Here is a 15,489-nt window from a genome sequence, read left to right on the forward strand (position 1 = left end):
GGGGTGGGGGCTCGGCCCGGCGCTGAGCGGATCAGCCCTGCTCGGGCTGGGCCCCCTGCGCCGGGTCGCTGCCGGGATCGTTGGCGGACAAGGCTTCCACAAAGGCCGCCTGCAGCTCCTCCGGTGTGGTCGCCGGGTGGTAGCTGCCACCGGTGGACTCCGCGATGGCGGTCAGAGCCTCAGCGTCCGCATTAGGGGAGATGCCCAGAGCAACAATCACCACGGGACGGTTGGGGTCCTGCTCGTTCTGAAGGTCGGCGGTGACTTCCTCCAGGCTCATGGAGTCACCCTTGTAGACCTCTTGAGCGCCGTCAGAGACCAGCAACACAATGTTGAGCTGGCCGTCCTGGTAGTTCTCCTGCTGGTTGCGGAAGGCTGCCAGTGCGGTTTCGTACAGGTTGGTCTGACCGCCCTGCTTGTACTGGGCCTGCGCCAGGGCGGACTGCAGGACCTCGCGCTGGGTCTGACCATCCACGCCTTCCTCCATGCCGCGGGTGGGCACCAACTCTTCGTAAGGGGTGTCACCGCCCAGGTCATCCGAGAACAGCCACACACCCATGGAGTCTCGGGCCGGGAACAACTGACTGCCCAACATCAGGGTCTGGATGGTGGTGTCCCAACGGGACTGACCATTGGCCTCCACCGTGCCCATGGAACCGGAGGCGTCCAAGGCCACCAACGCGTTCATCGGCGCTGCCTGATTGCGGTAACTCTCCACGATCGTGGTGGCCAGGTCCTCGTTGGGCGCGGGCAGACGGGCGGGGTCCTGCACGGCGGAGTCGTTGCTGATCTCCCCGTCTGCAGTGCGCAGGTTGTTCTCAGAGAGGGCTTGTTTGCCCTCGTCTGTGCCCAACCACTGGCTGATTTCATCGGCTGCCGTCCGGACGGCGTCGTTGCTCTCCAAGGAATCCCCGGAGGCCAAGAGCGGGTAGTCCAGGAAGGAAGTGCCGTCACCGGGTACGGCGGCCGCCAGGTCAGCGCCGTCGTTCTGTGCCGCGTAGTCCAGGTAGTCGCGCTCGGAGACGATCGCCCGGTCGCCGTCCTGATCAACGGCAGCCAGCATTTCCGGACCGGAGAGAATGGGGCTGTTCACACCCTGGGTCTGAGCTCGCGGAGTCAGTGCTTCTGCGGCCTGAGTCTGTTCGGCGTCCCCGGCAGTGACTTCCGAGGCCACGCTCAGCAAGGCCAGGTGAGCGCCGCCGTCGCGGTCCGGATTGCCCATGCGCGTGGACTGATCGGCCACCACATCGGTCCAGGTCCCGTCGGCCTCCACGGAACCTTGACCCACCACGACGCCAGGGGAGGATGCCAAGGAGTCGGTGTGAACAGACACGGCATCATCCATCAAAGCTGATGGAACGCGGCTGCTGGAGTCCGGAATCCACAAGGGCTGGCTGAGTTCTCCGGAGGAGGCGCGCACAGCTGTTTGGGTGCTGGGCTCTGAGGTGATGTCCAGCTGAATGCAGGACTCGCCGTCCACGGGCTTGTTGGCCAGGACATCGGCCATGGCTTGTTCTGCCACCAAGGAAACCCGCTGGGTGGAATCACAGCTGGACGGGATGGCGTTGGTCTCGGATTCGTTCTGGGTGACCAGCCACAGACCGCCACCGCCCACCACAATGAAACCAGCGGCTGCCAGGGCCGCCCACCGCAGACCGGTCTTCTTCTTCTCTGCTTCTCGCCAAGCTCGACGGGTCGGGGCAGCAGCCATGGCAGTTTCCTTCAATACGTAGGACCGTAAGCCAGCTACCCGAGGCGTGGGGATTCGTGGCCTTCCCAAAGGCATGGTCGTGGACTATCCCGCACAGTCTTGCATCGCACTGTTCATCCCGCCGCATCAACTCCGTCCCCATTCTTGTAGCTGACACCTGGCCAATTCTCATGAATTCGCAAGAGAAGTGTGGGTTGCGGGTGCATCTGTCCTCCCATGTGTGGACCACCGTGAACTTCACCACAGGGCTTGTGGGGCCGATTTTGTGGGCTGATGTTCGTGCGGCAGGATTCGATGAACGGTCCGTCATCCGGGCGTCGCGCTGGGGCAGCGGGTTGGTCATGTCGGCTCCGGTGCGAGAAACTAGATGGGTGAATCACGACCACAGCACGAATGAGGCGGATCCAGGCGACCAACGGTCGGGGGCAGCGCAGCCACGTCGGAGATCCCGAGGTAGCGCACCCACCATTTACGACGTCGCAAAGCTGGCGGGGGTGGCCCCGTCCACCGTTTCGCGTGCTTTCGCCCGCCCAGGTCGAGTTTCTTATGAGACCGCGGAGCGGATTCGGGAAGCCGCTGATGAACTGGGCTACCGGGCCCGCACCATTTCCCGCAATGCCGATGGCCGCACCGGCAGCCAGATGATTGCACTGGTGGTCACGGACATCTCCAATCCCGCGTTCTTCGATCTGATCCGCGGGGCCGAGGAAGCTGCGGCCGAAGCCGGATACACCCTGCTGCTGGCCAACTCGCAGGAATCGGACCGCCGTGAGCGTGAAGCCCTGGAGCGGGTCTTGCCGTTGGTGGACGGTGTGCTGCTGACCTCCTCCCGGATGTCCGATTCCGCCATCCGGATGACTGCCAAGCAGAAGCCCACCATCATCATGAACCGCGCGGTCTCCGGGGTGGTTTCCGTGGTCACGGACAATCCCACCGGGACACGCCGGGCCGTGGAACACCTGGCCGCACAGGGCTGCAAGGACATCACCTATGTGGCCGGGCCGGAAGCCTCCTGGGCGGATGGCATGCGGTGGCGTGCGGTGCGGGAAGCCGGCGTTGAGCACCACCTGCGGATCCACCGCATCGGTCCTGCCACGCCCACGGTGGCCGGCGGGCGCGCAGCCGCCCTGGCTTGGTCAGCAAACCGCACCCCCGGTGTGATCTGCTACAACGACCTCGTTGCCATGGGTTTTGTGCGCACCGTTCATGAGATGGGACTACAGGTTCCCGACGACGTCGCCGTGATCGGGTACGACAACATCATGTACCTGTCCTTCCTCAGCCCCAGCATGTCCACCATTGCGGCTCCCATGCATGCGGTGGGGACCACGGCGGCCAAGAACCTTGTGGCCATGATCAAGGGGGCTCTGCCCACCTCCAACCGGCCGTTGGTGTTGCCCACCAAGCTGGTGGTGCGTGAGTCCAGTGACATTCGTGGACACTTCGACTCGGTGACCGCCGTCAGCTGATTTGGGCGCGTACCTGGTCGAAAAATTCGGCTCTGGAGAGGGACAGCGCCCACGGGACGAACGGTGACTCCACCAAGCCTTCCCTGATGCAGCGTGTGGCCTCCCGCATCTGTGGGACATATCCGGCGCCCACCATGGGGATGGTCTCTGTGACCGGGTCCAAACCTTCGGTCCGGCGCTGCTGGGTCATCCATTCCACCTGCGGCGGATTGTTCAGCCGTCCCTCCACACGCAACCAACCCTGAGTTCCTGACAGGGTGATGCCTGTGGCCGGAACTCGGCGCAGGGTGGCCGAGAGCTGCGCCCACCCTTTGGCGCATTGCAGTTGCACGGCAAGGTCGTCATCCACCCCGGTGGGCCCCATGTGCCCGGTGACCGTGTGCGTCTTCACCTCACCGAGCAGGGCATCTGCGTACAAGAGGGGGTAGACCAGCATGTCCAGGGTGACGCCGCCGCCGTCGCTCGGATTGAACAACCGGTGTGTGGGATCCGGTGTGGCGTGAAAACCAATGGCGCCGGTGACGGCACTGACCGTGCCGATGGTGCCCTGCTCCACCAAGTGCATGATTCTGCGGAACCCGGGGGTCATGGCGGTCCACACCGCCTCCATGAGCAAGACTCCCTGGGCGCGGGCCAGGTCCAACAGGTCACGGACCTGTTCTGCAGATATCGCTAAGGCCTTTTCACACACCACGTGTTTGCCGGCACGCAGCAACTCAGAGACGTGGTTGTGGTGATGACCGTGCGGTGAGGCCACGTAGACCACCTCCACCTCCGGGTCCTGTGCCAGAGCCTGGAGCCCGGTGAGCTCTCCAGAATCCTCATCTGAATAGGCCCGCACAAATCCCTGACGGTCTGCGAATTCCTGGGCCCGTGACCGAGACCGGGAGGAGACTGCAACAAGTCGTGCATCCGGGAGCATGGCTATCTCCGGCACCACCCGTTGGGCAATGGCCCCTGGTCCCACAACACCCCAGCCCAGGGGTGGTGCCCCCGGATGCGTGGGCTCCAACGGGCGGTCAAGATGGGCGGCATCCAGACCGGCACGGGCAAAATCGGCCAGACAATTCACATCGGCGTCAGGGGCAGTCATCCCTCAACTGTTGCACGCCCCGCCCGGGCCTTCCACTGACTGCGTAGGATTTGTCCATGCCCAAGGTCAGTGAGCAATACCGTCAGAACCGTCGCCGTGCCATGGTGGACGCTGCCACGGAGTGCTTCCTGGCGGAGGGCTACCGCGGAGCCTCCATGCACGAGGTCATTGCAGCCACTGGGCTCTCCGCCGGTGCGATTTACAACCACTTCCCGGGAGGCAAGTCGGAGCTGGTACTGGCCTGCGCCACCACAGCATTGGATCAGGTCTTTGAGCTGGCCCAGCAGCGGGTCACCCATCCCTTTGACCCCGAGCAGTGGCTGGTGGGCGTGCTGGAATCCTTGGCCGCTGAACCCCGCCTGGCACGTCTGCTGCTGATCACCTGGGGTGAGGCCGCTGTGGAGACCCACGTCCAAGGCGCTCTGGGAGTGCACCTGGAAGCCGTGCGCAGCCTGATCAGTGACCAGTTTGCAGCCTGGGCCGTTGCTGAACTGGGTCTGAGCCAGCAGGAAGCCACCGACTGGGTGGGCATGTTCTCCCAAGCCGTCCTGTCCGTCATTCACGGTTGGGTGGTGCAGTCCCAACTGCTTCCGGGATTCGCGCATGAGGCTTATGTTGAGTACGCCCGCACCATAGCTGCTGTTGGCTGACCCAGACGTTGCCTGATTGCTCAAGGAGGAGCACCGTGGAACCCGTGATTGCTGCCTGGGACGCAACGTCCCCTCAGATTGCACAGGATGCCTTTGTGGCCCCCAACGCCACCGTGATCGGCGATGTCCACGTGGGGGAGGGCGCGGGGATCTTCTACGGCACGGTTCTCAGAGCTGATCGCTCGCCCATTCGCCTGGGTGCCGGTTCCAATCTGCAGGACAACTGCACCGTCCACTCGGATCCAGAGTTTCCCTGCACCATCGGCTCGGGAGTCTCCGTGGGGCATGCCGCGGTCTTGCACGGCTGCACGGTGGAGGACAACGTGTTGATCGGCATGTCTGCAACCGTTCTCAACGGTGCCGTGGTGGGTTCCGGCTCCCTGGTGGCAGCAGGTGCTGTGGTCCTGGAAGGCACGATCATCCCACCCGGTTCACTGGTGGCAGGCATCCCCGCCAAGGTTCGCCGTGAACTCACGGACCAGGAGCAGCAGAAGGTCACGGCCAACGCCGCAACCTATCTGGAACTCTCTGCACAGCACCGCGACCTCCACCGCTGAGTCTCCACCCACCGCACAGAACAACGACGACGCCCCGGTCCTCCCGCCGCTCGATGGCGTAGGGGGATGACCGGGGCGTCGTCGTCGTGAAACGGTCTTGCCGACTGAGGTCAGCGGTTGCGGATGGAGACCGCGATCTTCTGGCCACCCTTCAGGACGTATTCGGCGCCCTGCATGTGGATGGTCACGGGTTCGGCCCGCTTGGAGCTGCCCTCCAGTTCCAGGACCTCGTGATCGATGCACACGCGGATGACCTGGCTGCGGTAGAGCACCGTGAAGTTCACGGCATCCAGCTGCCGCGGCAGGTGCGGGCTGAACTCCAACCAGTCACCGCGCACACGCATGCCGGCGTAGGCACGGGTGACCACGTCCACGGACCCGGCCATGGCACCCATGTGGATGCCTTCGCCGGTGGTGCCGCCCTGGGTGTCGTCCATGTCCACCACTAGGGCGTCCTGGAAGGAGGCCCAGGACCGGTCCGGTGCCAGCCACGCCAGCACGGCGGCGTTGACCACCTTGGACAGGGAAGAACCGTGGGAGGAGCGGGCGATGTAGAAGTCCACCGTGCGTTCCACCACGTCGTGATCGATCTGGTAGCCCATGCGACCCAGTTCCTCGATCAGGCCCTCCGGGCCCAACAGGTAGACCAACATGATGGTGTCGGCCTGCTTGGCCAGCTTGTAGTTGTTGGTCATGTCGCCCTCGTTCTCCAACAGGAGATCCAGGCGGCCGATGTTGCGGTACTTCTTCTCGTAGTAGTCCCAGTCCAGCTCGTCCAGGTCGTCATACCCGTCGTACTGGGAAATCGTGCCATCGGAGTTGAAGGCGATGGAGAGCTTCTGGGACATCTCCAGCCAACGGGCGGGTTCGTCCTCCGTCACGCCGAACCGGGCCATCAGCTCTTCTCGTTGGTGATCCACCATGTCGTGGAAGATGTGCGCAGAGTGGCGGAACAGCCATGCCGCCAACACGTTGGTGTAGGCGTTGTCCTTCAGGCCTCCACCGTGCTGGCCGCGCGGGCCGTCGTGGTACTCATCCGGGCCCATCACACCGTTGATGTGGTAGCGGCCATCGGCTTCGTCGAACTCCGTGAGCGAGGCGAACAGGCGAGTGATGCCAATGAGCAGCTCGGCACCCTGGCCGGAGAGCCAGTCGATGTCCCCGGTGGTCTCGTAGTAGTGCCACGCGTTGTAGGCAATGGCCAGACCCACGTGGAACTGTCGCCAGGAGTTGTCCGGCAGCCACCGCTGTGAGTGGTGGTTGTAGAGCTCCGGCGGGGTCTCCTCACGGCCATCCGAACCCGACTGCCACGGGAACGCGGCACCCTTCAGCCCGAACTCCTGTGCCCGGTAGTAGGCCATGGGCAAACGGCGCCACCGGTAGGACAAAAGGGAGCGTGTCACGTGGGGTTCGTGCAGGGAGATCAGGGGGAGGATGTAGACGTCATCCCAGAAAATGTGCCCGCGGTAGCCCTCACCGTGCAGACCACGTGCCGGCACACCGGCATCGCGGGTGGACAGGTGGGGGGCCAGGGTCTGCGCGGTGTGGAACACGTGGGTGCGCAGCGCCAGCTGGGTCAGAAGCTCCTCGGGGGCCTCGTCCGGTTCCAGGTCGACGTCGTAACGGTCCCACAGGCGCTGCCATGCCAACTCGTGACCGGGCAGCAGGCCCTGGAAACCGCGGGGGCTGCGGTCCAACTGGGACAGCGCACCGTCACGGGGCGAGCCGATGGCAGCATCGCGGCTGGTGACCACTGCGGTGGTGGTGTCCACCACCACGGGCTCGCCTTGGCGCACACCGATCTGGTGGCGGCGGAACTCGGTGCCACCGGGGCGGATCTCACGGCGTGCCCGAATGGCGGCACCACCGTGGACCACCGTGCGCTGGGCGGTGGCGATCTGGATCTGGGACTGGTTGGTGGTCACCAGACCCATGAGGGTCTCGGCCTCATCCGGCAGGGTGGTGGACTCCACCGTGGTCAGGTGGTGGGCGTTGAGCTCCTTGTACTCCTTGACGCCGTCGTTGGTCACGGCGGGGTCAATGCCGGTGCGCACGTGGATGCGGCCGTTGAAGTTCAGGGCCGTGATGGTGGTTTCCTGGGCGCCCAGGTGGCGCAGGCGCAGGGAAACCAGGCGGCGCTGGCACACATGCAGCTGCGGGCGCTCGCCGGATTCCGTGGCGTCCCCGTGAAGATCCGTCAGGGTCATGGTGCGGGTCAGCACACCGGTGCGCAGATCCAGCTCGGTGCGCTCCTGGGCGTACTCCAACCCGCCCTCGGACAACCAGGTGCCACCGGAAACCCGCAGGTCCAGGTGGGTCCAGTTGGGGGCGTTGACCATGGACTCGTGTTCAATGTCGCGCCCGTTGATGTGGCTCACCACGCGGTTGAACACACCGGAGAGGTAGTTGCCGGGGTAGTGGATGCCATCCGCGGAGCGCTCGGAGTGTGAGCCGCGGACACCCATGTAGCCGTTGGACAAAGTCAGCAGCGACTCACGGCGGGCCTGGACGGCGGGGTCGAACCCGTCAAAGATCAGCTTCCAAGAGTCCTCGCGGGCAGCACCCAGGTCCAACTCTGCAACGTCGTTGAGCACCATGTGGGCGCCACCGTTGTAGAGGGCCTGGCGGTCACCGTGGCGGGCAATGCCCACCACCAGCCCGAATCCACCGGCCACACCGGCTTCCACGCCGGCCACGGCGTCCTCCACCACAACCGCTTGAGCGGGATCCACACCCAGCTCCTGGGCACACAACAGGAACGTGTCCGGGGCGGGCTTGCCGGGCAGGCCCAGCTTGGCAGCCGTGGCCCCGTCCACGATGTGGTCGAACAGGTGGCTCAGTTCCGCCCGCTCCAAAACGTTTCCGGAGTTGCGGGACGCGGTCACCAGACCCACGGGGACCTTGGCTTCACGCAGACGCTCGATCAGCTTGACCGTGCCGTCGAACACGCGCACACCCTGCTCCTCCAGGGCTTCCCCGAAGTACGTGTTCTTCAGGGCGGCCTGGCCCTGAACAGTCCACTCACCGGGGGCGTCGTCGTCCGTGCCCTCCGGCAGCACTGCACCGCGGGAGGCCAGCAGCGTACGGATCCCGTCTTCACGACGCCGACCGTCCACAAAATCACGGTAGTCGGTGGTGATCTCGAATTCACTGCGGTCAATGGTGGACCCAGCCGTCAGTGGTTCCAGGCGGTCATCGCCCAGAACGGCGTCGAACAGCAGCTTCCACGCGGTGGCGTGCACGGCAGCGGTATCGGTGATCACACCGTCCATGTCAAAGATGACGGCGGCGTAGGTGGTGCGCAGACCGTCTGAGGGCTTCTCCTGTGCCTCGTCCGCGCGAACCTGCGGAATCGAGGCTGTGAAAGGGGCGGTGGGTAGTGCGTTCACAGGTGCTCCTGTACTAACGAGCCCCTACCCTGTCCGTCGTGATGCGGCAGCAGCCGCCAAGGACCTGAGGGATCGGGCGCGGCTGTGCGTCGAAAGGCTGGAGAAGTTCACGGTTGAGGAACACCCTTCCCCAGTTTCAGGTGTTGATCCAGATTAAAGCACGCGTGCGCACACGTCTTGCACCTGCCAGAAATTGGGTGTGTGTGCTGCGGCATACGGGGTGGCTGGCCACCTGAGGTCCTCAGTCGATGCGTCGGCGCCCGTAGGCGCCGAGTACCCAGCGTTCAGACTCGAGCAGATACTGCTCCAGTGCATCTGCCCCGGCTTCGGGGCCATCGCTGAGCAAGGCTTCCAGGATCTCCCGGTTGCTCTTCACGAATGGTTCATGAAGTGCTCCTGGGTCTTCGATCATGAGGAAGACCAAGCGGAGTTCTGCCGAGACATTGCGGAACATGCGGATCAGGCGGGGGCTGTCAGACAAAGCCACGATCGCTTCGTGGAACGCCATGTTCGCGCTGCCCATTCCCAACCAATTCTTGTCGGTCACATGCGATTCAGCTTCCTGGACCGCGCGAAGCATCCGCTCCACGGCAGGGTGCTGTGGGTGAGCCTGCCCCATGACAGAACACTCCACTGTTCGTCGGCAACGGTAGATGTCCAGGACGTCGGCCTCCGTTGGAGCTTTTACGGACACGCCTCGGTACGGAACGTGTCCCAGGAGTCCTTGCTCTGTGAGAGCCCGAAAAGTCTCCCGCAGAGTGTTCCTAGAGACATCCATCTGGTTGGCCAGCGCGGACTCGGACAGGCGCGAACCCGGTAGCAGTTCGCCGTTGATGATCTTTTGGCGTAGGTGGTCGGTCAGAGCATCACGATGCGTCACGGCGTGATTCTACTGGTCAGCCTCGCGGTCCCTGTCTGGGCCAGATGCTGCTTGGTCGACCCGTGGTGTGGGCATGCAAGGTCTCAAATATTGTTGAACAATCAGGCCTGAAGTGTTCTATGATGAGGATCACATCTGCTGGCACTTCTCGGCTGAAGGGGTCTCAACATGGCTAGGTCCAGTCACAAGCTCTCCGACGATGCGATCGGACAGGGGTCCTCGGATCTAAAAAAACGTGTCTCACGTGGTGCTGTCGTGGGCGCTATTTTCCTCATGGCCACCTCAGCCATCGGACCGGGCTTCATCATGCAAACGGCAACATTCACGGCAACGATGGGTGCTGCGTTTGCGTTTGCGATCCTGGCGTCTGTTCTGATCGACATAGCCGTTCAGCTGAACATCTGGCGAATGATCACATCATCGGGTCGACGGGCCGGTGACTTGGCCAATCAGGCCATTCCGTTCTCTGGATATCTGATCGCGATCTTGGTAGTCATCGGTGGCCTCGCCTTCAACATCGGCAACATTGCTGGCGGTGGGCTTGGCTTGAATGCACTGCTTGGCATCGACCCCAAAACTGGGGGATTGCTCACCGGTGGATTGGCCATCGTGATCTTCTTGGTCAAGAAGGCCGGACGAGTCATGGACATTGTCCTGGTCATTCTGGGAATCGGAATGATTGGTATGACTGTTGTGGTTGCCGTGGTCTCCCAGCCGCCCGTGGGGGAGGCCCTGCAACAGACGGTTGTCCCGGACCAGCTCAACTTTGCCACCATCACAACAGTCGTCGGTGGCACAGTTGGGGGTTACATCACCTACGCAGGTGCTCATCGCTACCTCGACTCTGGTCTGACAGGTCCCGAACATGCGGCTGGGGTCATGAAGTCGGCGACCAACGGCATTTTGGTCACTGCCGTCATGCGATACGTCTTGTTCCTTGCCATCTTGGGTGTGGTGGCATCAGGGGTCGCCTTGGACGTTTCGGGGCAGGCTGCGAATCCTGCGGGACAAGCCTTTGGTGCCGTGCTGGGCGAAACCGGGATGCGCATCTTCGGTGCCATCTTCTGGGCGGCGGCACTGAGCTCCGTGATCGGCGCTGCGTACACCTCGGCCACATTCCTTTCCACCTTCAGTCGCAAAGTCTCCACGGGGTGGCCTCTGCAGCTGGTCACGGTCGGATTCATCGCCGTTTCGTTGGTGGTCTACTTGCTCATCGGCACCGCTCCGGCGGCGTTGCTGGTCTTTGTGGGTGGTTCAACGGCCTAATTCTGCCGGTGGGACTGACGGTCTTCATGTACATCGGCTGGTTCCGGCCTGATCTACTGGGAGTTCAGAAGTATCCGAGGCGGTTGTTGATCCCGGGCACCATCGTGACGTTGCTGACTTGGTACATGGGCAGCGTTTCGATTGGCCCCATCTTTGCGTTCTTGGGTGTGACCGGCTGACATACCGGCTTGACAGGAGGAAACCATGCTGAAAATTGACCTGAACTCCGACCTCGGGGAGAACACCCCCGACCGGTTGGTCAGTGACGACGAGTCCATGCTCTCGATCGTGACCAGCGCCAATATTTCCTGTGGCTTCCACGCAGGCTCTCCGGAAGGCATCCGGGATACTGTCCGGGCGGCCGTGTCTGGTGGTGTGAGTGTGGGGGCCCACCCCAGCTACCGCGACTACCAGAACTTTGGACGCACTGCGGTGGACCTGGACTCAGCAACGTTGCAGGCGCACGTGGAGTACCAGCTCGGCGCCATGGACGGGTTGGCTCGTGCCGCCGGCGGGCGAATGACCTACGTCAAGCCGCACGGCGCGCTGTACAACACCATCGCCCGGGACCAGCGGCAGGCTGAAGCCGTGGTGGCCGCAGTGCGAGCGATTGATCCGAACCTGGTTCTCCTTGGTTTGGCCGGCGGTGTGGTGCTGCGGGTCGCCCAGGAGGCGGGGTTGACGGTGGCTGCTGAAGCCTTCGCCGACCGTGCCTACCTGCCGGACGGACAGTTGGTCTCACGATCCCAGGACGGGGCGGTGCTGCATGACCCCGCCGCAGTGTCACAAAGAATGTTGCGACTGGTGGAGGATGGCCAGCTCGAGGCCATTGACGGCAGCAAGATCCGCCTGGAAGCCCAGTCGATCTGCGTTCACGGGGACAGCCCCGGTTCCGTGGCCATGGCTGCTGAGACCCGCCGTGTGCTGGAGAGCGCAGGAGTCACCATCGCGCCTTTTGCCGGAGCACGATGAAATTCCTCAGGGCATCCGACACCGCGCTGCTGGCACAGGCGGACAGTCTGGAACAAGCCGTGGAGTTGAACCGTGCCTGGCAGAACATTGCCGGCATTAGGGAGTTGGTGCCCGGTGCCAGCACAGTGCTGGTCCACTTTGATCCTGCCCGCGTCACGGCCGAGGCGCTGATGACCCAACTGGAATCCACCGATGTCTCCACGTCCTGTGACGGACAGGCGCGCCACATCACCATCCCCGTGACCTACGACGGTGAGGACTTGGCATCTGTGGCTGACCTCCTGGGGCTTTCGGAGGAGTCGCTCATTCAACGGCATCTGGCGGCCGAGTGGACGGTGGCCTTCTCAGGGTTTGCGCCCGGGTTCGGTTATGCCAAGAGTTCGGACCCGATCTTTCAAGTGCCCCGGCGCTCCTCACCTCGCACACGGGTTCCTGCAGGTGCCGTGGGTCTGGCCGGCCCGTTCACCGGGATCTACCCACGTGAGAGCCCGGGAGGCTGGCAGCTGATCGGTCACACCCGGGATCTCTTGTGGGACATTCACCGCGAGCCTCCGGCACTCATGGCACCCGGGACCGTGGTGCGCTTTGAGCGGGAGACGCGGGACGGCGTCGTCGTGAGTGGGGCACCTTCTGCAACTCACGACGACGCCGCTGGTGAGCCGACCCCCGCAGCTGTTTCCAGCTCCAGCCCTGACGGAAACGCCTTGACAGTGATTTCCCCTGGCCTGCAGATGCTGATTCAGGACACCGGGCGAGCCGGGCACGCGGCACTGGGGGTCTCCACCTCTGGTGCGGCGGATCGAACCGCCATGCGCCAGGCCAACCAGGCCGTGGGCAACCATGCCCAGGTTCCGGTGATCGAGTGCATCGGTGCGGTGGAACTCGAATACCACGGGGCGCCGAGCGTTGCAGTGGTCACGGGCGCCATGGGGCAGATGCAGCTCACCGCAACCAACGGTGCCCACCACAAAGTGTCCGGGGGCCTCCCGTTTGCGGTGGACAGCGGTGACCGTTTGAGCTTGGGATACCCGCAGCGTGGATTGCGCTACGTGCTGGCAGTGCGCGGCGGGATCCAAGCGGAAAGTGCCCTGGGCAGTCTTGCCACGGACACCTTGGCCGGATTGGGTCCGAGCCCCTTGAAAGCCGGCGATCACATTGCGGTGGGGGATCCGGAGGCTGCACCGTACGCGGTTGAACCGCTGGGCGTGCAACGCGATCTGCCGGCTCCCGGGGACACCGTGGACCTGGCCATCACGTTGGGACCGCGGGAGGACTGGTTCACACCTGCCGCCTTGGAAGCGCTGGTGGGACAGGACTGGGAAGTGACCACTCGATCGGACCGAGTGGGCCTGCGCCTGCTCGGTGAGGTGGCCCTGGAGCGCCGAGTCACGGGGGAGCTGCCCAGTGAGGGCGCGGTCACGGGAGCCATCCAGGTCCCACCTGATGGTCAACCCGTGCTGTTCTTGCCAGATCATCCCTTGACGGGTGGCTACCCGATCGTGGGAGCCGTGACCCGCCAGGATCTGGACCTGGCTGCCCAATTACCACCGGGGGTTCGCATTCGATTCACTGTGCCGGACCCGGCTGGACGGCAGCACGGGTCGAACGGCACAGAGCACCTCCCCCTGAACGGCACAGAACCAGGAGACCCCCGATGACCAAGATCTTGATTGCCAACCGTGGGGAAATCGCCGTTCGGGTGATTCGGGCCTGCGCGGAGGCAGGGCACACCTCCGTGGCCGTCTATGCGGATCAGGATGCTGATGCCATGCACGTCCGCCTGGCGGATGAGGCCCACGCCTTGCCGGGGGCCACCGCTGCGCAGACCTATCTGTCCGCGGATGCACTGCTGGATGCAGCCAGCCGCAGCGGTGCTGAGGCTGTCCATCCCGGTTATGGGTTCCTGTCCGAAAGTGCTGATTTTGCCCAAGCCGTGGAGGCCGCAGGGCTCACGTGGATCGGCCCCATCCCGCAGAGCATTCGTGCGCTGGGGGACAAGATGACGGCACGCAGCATTGCCCAGCGTGTGGGTGCGCCCTTGGCTGCGGGGACGGAGGAGCCGCTGCAGGACGCCCACCAGGCGGTGGAGTTCGCACAAGAGCACGGACTTCCGGTGGTCATCAAGGCCGCCCACGGTGGTGGTGGCCGCGGCATGAAAGTGGTCAGGTCCTTCAATGAGGTGGAGGAGGCATTTTGTGCTGCCGGGCGGGAGGCCCAGGCCGCCTTCGGCCGCAGCGAATGTTTCATGGAGCGGTTCCTGGAAGAACCCCGGCATGTTGAGGTTCAGGTCCTGGGGGATGGCACAGGGCACGTGGTGGTGGTCGGTGACCGCGACTGTTCGGTGCAGCGCCGCAACCAGAAACTCATTGAGGAGGCACCAGCTCCCGGGCTGAGTGCAGATCAACGCCGTGAACTGCATGAATCCGCCCGGCGCATCTGCGCGGAGGTCTCCTATCGAGGTGCGGGAACGGTGGAATACCTGTTGGCAGCCGATGGCACGTTGTCCTTCCTGGAGGTCAACACCCGTTTGCAGGTTGAACATCCGGTCACGGAGGCGGTGACCGGAATTGACCTGGTCAAGGAGCAGTTCAACATTGCCTTTGGTCACGGGCTTTCCTTCAGCCAGACCCCTGACCCGTGCGGGCACGCCGTCGAATTCCGCATCAACGCCGAGGACCCCGGGCGCGGGTTCCTGCCCAGCCCGGGGGAGATCCGCCGCCTCACGGTGGCCGGCGGACCCGGTGTGCGGTGGGATGCCGGTGTGGAGACAGGGGATGCCGTGCAGCCGGCCTTCGACTCCATGATGGCCAAATTGATTGTCCATGCTGATTCTCGCGCCGCAGCACTGACCCGCGCTCGCCGAGCCCTGCGGGAGACCGTGGTCGAGGGGCCTGCCACCGTGATTCCCTTTGCCCAGATGGTCCTGGACCGTCAGGAGTTCGCAGGTGGTGAGGATGGATCGGCAGGGTCAGGGAACTTGACGGTCCACACACAGTGGATCGAATCCACCCTGATGCCGTCCCTGGAGGCACAGGCACGCCCCGAACCCGCGGCGCAAGCACCCCTGCAACGCATCCCGATTGAAATTGACGGTCGCCGGATGCTCCTGGCGCTTCCGCAGGGGCTGCTGGCCGGTTTGGGAACCGGCGCCGGTCCCGCTTCCCCGGACAGTACCGAGTCGAATCCCTCTCACCTCACCGCACCTGCCCCGGGCACCTTGGTCCGCTGGATTGCCGACGACGGCGCCGCCGTCACCCAAGGAGAAACCGTGGCCGTGGTGGATGCCATGAAGATGGAAACCGATGTGACGGCGCACACGTCAGGGACGTTAGGTCACCTGATCCAGGTCGGAGAGCCGATCCAGGCCGGTGCGGCGCTGGCTTCCATTGATTCTTGACGTGGCCTCGTTGTGCGCAGCCCTGGGTCATAGAATGAACTCGTTCGATTCGATCGACCATCCACAGCCACCATCCGGTGCGGCCCCACCCGGGAATCACCCACC

Annotated in this window: 10 protein-coding genes and 1 pseudogene; 7 read left to right on the forward strand and 4 right to left on the reverse strand. The window is 64.0% G+C overall.

What is annotated here, in order from left to right; translation table 11 throughout:
- Positions 1 to 31 precede the first annotated feature (31 nt).
- Positions 32 to 1,711 carry a VWA domain-containing protein gene (locus GTW58_RS03640; RefSeq protein ID WP_047692279.1) on the reverse strand — a complete coding sequence of 560 codons (1,680 nt, stop codon included), beginning with the start codon at positions 1,709 to 1,711 and terminating at the stop codon, positions 32 to 34.
- Between the two features lie 371 nt (positions 1,712 to 2,082).
- On the opposite strand from GTW58_RS03640, the gene GTW58_RS03645 reads away from it, so the two are divergent.
- Positions 2,083 to 3,180 carry a LacI family DNA-binding transcriptional regulator gene (locus GTW58_RS03645; RefSeq protein WP_370448256.1) on the forward strand — a complete coding sequence of 366 codons (1,098 nt, stop codon included), beginning with the start codon at positions 2,083 to 2,085 and terminating at the stop codon, positions 3,178 to 3,180.
- On the opposite strand, the gene GTW58_RS03650 is transcribed toward GTW58_RS03645, so the two are convergent.
- Positions 3,173 to 4,273 (reverse strand): Gfo/Idh/MocA family protein, encoded by a 1,101-nt coding sequence (locus GTW58_RS03650; RefSeq protein WP_119932333.1) that lies wholly within the window; start codon positions 4,271 to 4,273, stop codon positions 3,173 to 3,175. The genes GTW58_RS03645 and GTW58_RS03650 overlap by 8 nt on opposite strands.
- Positions 4,274 to 4,329: 56 nt before the next feature.
- Between GTW58_RS03650 and GTW58_RS03655 the strand changes: the two genes are divergently transcribed.
- Both GTW58_RS03655 and GTW58_RS03660 read left to right on the forward strand, forming a co-directional pair.
- Positions 4,330 to 4,923: a TetR/AcrR family transcriptional regulator gene (locus GTW58_RS03655; RefSeq protein WP_119932332.1), complete on the forward strand. Its 594-nt coding sequence runs from the start codon at positions 4,330 to 4,332 to the stop codon at positions 4,921 to 4,923.
- A 35-nt stretch (positions 4,924 to 4,958) separates the two neighbouring features.
- A complete protein-coding gene (locus tag GTW58_RS03660) occupies positions 4,959 to 5,480 on the forward strand; it encodes a gamma carbonic anhydrase family protein (protein ID WP_081994445.1) in 522 nt (173 codons plus the stop codon).
- 110 nt (positions 5,481 to 5,590) lie between these two features.
- Here GTW58_RS03660 and GTW58_RS03665 read toward each other — a convergent pair whose 3' ends face one another.
- On the reverse strand, positions 5,591 to 8,869 hold the full coding sequence (locus tag GTW58_RS03665; RefSeq protein WP_119932331.1) for a beta-phosphoglucomutase family hydrolase: 3,279 nt from the start codon (positions 8,867 to 8,869) through the stop codon (positions 5,591 to 5,593).
- A 241-nt stretch (positions 8,870 to 9,110) separates the two neighbouring features.
- On the reverse strand, positions 9,111 to 9,749 hold the full coding sequence (locus GTW58_RS03670; protein WP_119932330.1) for a GntR family transcriptional regulator: 639 nt from the start codon (positions 9,747 to 9,749) through the stop codon (positions 9,111 to 9,113).
- A 168-nt stretch (positions 9,750 to 9,917) separates the two neighbouring features.
- Between GTW58_RS03670 and GTW58_RS03675 the strand changes: the two are divergent.
- The 4 genes and pseudogenes from GTW58_RS03675 to GTW58_RS03690 all read left to right on the forward strand — a co-directional run bounded on the left by GTW58_RS03675 (position 9,918) and on the right by GTW58_RS03690 (position 15,384).
- A pseudogene (locus tag GTW58_RS03675) lies at positions 9,918 to 11,194 on the forward strand (NRAMP family divalent metal transporter).
- Between the two features lie 25 nt (positions 11,195 to 11,219).
- Positions 11,220 to 11,987: a LamB/YcsF family protein gene (locus GTW58_RS03680; protein ID WP_119932329.1), complete on the forward strand. Its 768-nt coding sequence runs from the start codon at positions 11,220 to 11,222 to the stop codon at positions 11,985 to 11,987.
- Positions 11,984 to 13,645 (forward strand): 5-oxoprolinase subunit B/C family protein, encoded by a 1,662-nt coding sequence (locus GTW58_RS03685; RefSeq protein ID WP_119932328.1) that lies wholly within the window; start codon positions 11,984 to 11,986, stop codon positions 13,643 to 13,645. Before GTW58_RS03680 ends, GTW58_RS03685 begins: the two co-directional genes overlap by 4 nt.
- Positions 13,642 to 15,384, forward strand: coding sequence for an acetyl/propionyl/methylcrotonyl-CoA carboxylase subunit alpha (locus GTW58_RS03690; RefSeq protein ID WP_119932327.1), 1,743 nt, complete (start codon positions 13,642 to 13,644; stop codon positions 15,382 to 15,384). The genes GTW58_RS03685 and GTW58_RS03690 overlap by 4 nt, the downstream gene beginning before the upstream one ends.
- Positions 15,385 to 15,489: the final 105 nt, after the last annotated feature.

Origin of the sequence: Kocuria subflava (assembly GCF_012163155.1) — a bacterium.
Taxonomy (GTDB): Bacteria; Actinomycetota; Actinomycetes; order Actinomycetales; family Micrococcaceae; genus Kocuria; species Kocuria subflava.